Raw genomic sequence first — 1,626 nt, 5'->3', positions numbered from 1 at the left:
CGGGCGCGTGTTTCATCACTTCGCCTGCCATCATGCTTGGCAGGGAATGCCGCGGTTCGGTGCCGCGCCGGGTTTGAGCCGTTTGGCTCACCCATGTGCGTTTATACACGCCGAGCCATATAAGGCGCATGCTGTTGCTGCGCCCCCCACCATAACAATCTTATCGTGGCCATCGGGCTAGTTGCCATTGCGCGCTATCGCACTGGTCTTGCCAGCCGCGCTTTTCCACGCAGGGATTAAAGCGGTTGCCGATCTTCGGGCCCCTTACTATGCTGCACTGCATGATAGCCTTTCAGGCTTGAAGTGAATGTCGCGCGGGGTCCGGAAATTCAATGACTTTAGCACGCAAGGGCATCGTGCTCGCAGGCGGATCGGGCACGCGGCTATACCCGCTGACGAAGGGCATTTCGAAACAGCTGGTCCCGGTTTACGACAAGCCGATGATCTATTACCCGCTGGCGATTCTGATGCTGGCGGGCATTCGCGAAATCCTGATCATCACCACGCCAGAGGACCAGCCGCAATTTCAGCGGCTGCTCGGCGATGGGGCGGAGTGGGGGCTGTCGCTCGAATATGCAGTGCAGCCGAGCCCCGATGGGTTGGCGCAGGCTTTTCACATTGGCGCCGATTTCCTGAACGGGCATCCCAGCGCGCTCGTGCTGGGTGACAATATCTTCTACGGTCACGGCTTGCCCGAACAGCTTGCCGCCGCCGATGCAAGGGCCGATGGCGCCAGCGTGTTTGCCTATTGGGTTGCAGATCCCACGGCCTATGGCGTCGTGGGTTTCGACGACACCGGCATCGCGACCAGCCTTGAGGAAAAGCCCGCTAAGCCGAAGTCCAACTTTGCGGTAACGGGCCTGTATTTCTATGACGAGACGGTGGTCGACCGCGCCCGCGACCTGAAACCATCGCCGCGGGGAGAGCTGGAGATCACCGATCTCAACCGCCTCTACCTCGACGATGGGGCCTTGTCGGTGGAGATCATGGGCCGGGGCTATGCTTGGCTCGATACCGGCACGCATGGATCGCTGCTCGATGCCGGCACCTATGTGCGGATTACCGAGGAACGGCAGGGCCTGAAGATCTGCTGCCCTGAGGAAATCGCCTGGCGCAAGGGTTTCATTACCGACGACCAGTTGCGCAGCATTGCCGAGCCGCTCAAGAAATCGGGGTACGGGCATTATTTGCTGCGCCTGCTCGACCATGGCCTGCGCTAAAGGGGGCGGCGCGTCGTGAATATCATTGAAACCCGCCTGCCCGGCGTGCTGATCGTGGAGCCGAAAGTGTTCGGCGACGAACGCGGCTTTTTCATGGAAAGCTGGAACAAGGCGCGCTTTGCCGAGGCGGGGCTGGACGTGGAATTCTTGCAAGATAACCACTCCCGCTCAGGACATATCGCCTTTCAAGACATTCAGAAGCTGCGGCAGTTCATCGATGCTGGTGCGGCGGATCAGCCGCCCGATCGGGGTGATCCGATCATCGTCGCGAGTAGCGGAAACCTCACCGTCGGCATCCGCATTGGCGACTGTCATCGAGCGGAACTTGTACATGCCGAAGAAGCGATTGCCGCGCCCGATCCGGCGCTGGACGAAGAGGACCGGGCCACCATCGTTAAGCTTTACC

The 1,626-nt window shown here is 60.3% G+C and carries 1 protein-coding gene and 2 pseudogenes; 2 read left to right on the top strand and 1 reads right to left on the bottom strand.

Annotation, left to right across the window (positions count from 1 at the left end; translation table 11 throughout):
• Window positions 1-332: 332 nt before the first annotated feature.
• Entirely contained in the window at window positions 333-1,220 is an 888-nt protein-coding gene (rfbA, locus tag AAFM29_RS17750) for a glucose-1-phosphate thymidylyltransferase RfbA (protein WP_341714033.1), read from the top strand.
• A 15-nt stretch (window positions 1,221-1,235) separates the two neighbouring features.
• Window positions 1,236-1,391, top strand: a pseudogene (locus tag AAFM29_RS17745) (dTDP-4-dehydrorhamnose 3,5-epimerase family protein); the annotation flags it as partial.
• On the opposite strand, the pseudogene AAFM29_RS17740 reads toward AAFM29_RS17745, so the two are convergent.
• A pseudogene (locus AAFM29_RS17740) lies at window positions 1,392-1,626 on the bottom strand (sugar transferase); the annotation flags it as partial.

This window comes from Erythrobacter sp. (assembly GCF_038133525.1).
GTDB lineage: Bacteria > Pseudomonadota > Alphaproteobacteria > Sphingomonadales > Sphingomonadaceae > Qipengyuania.
This window is presented reverse-complemented; position numbering and strand designations above follow the sequence as displayed.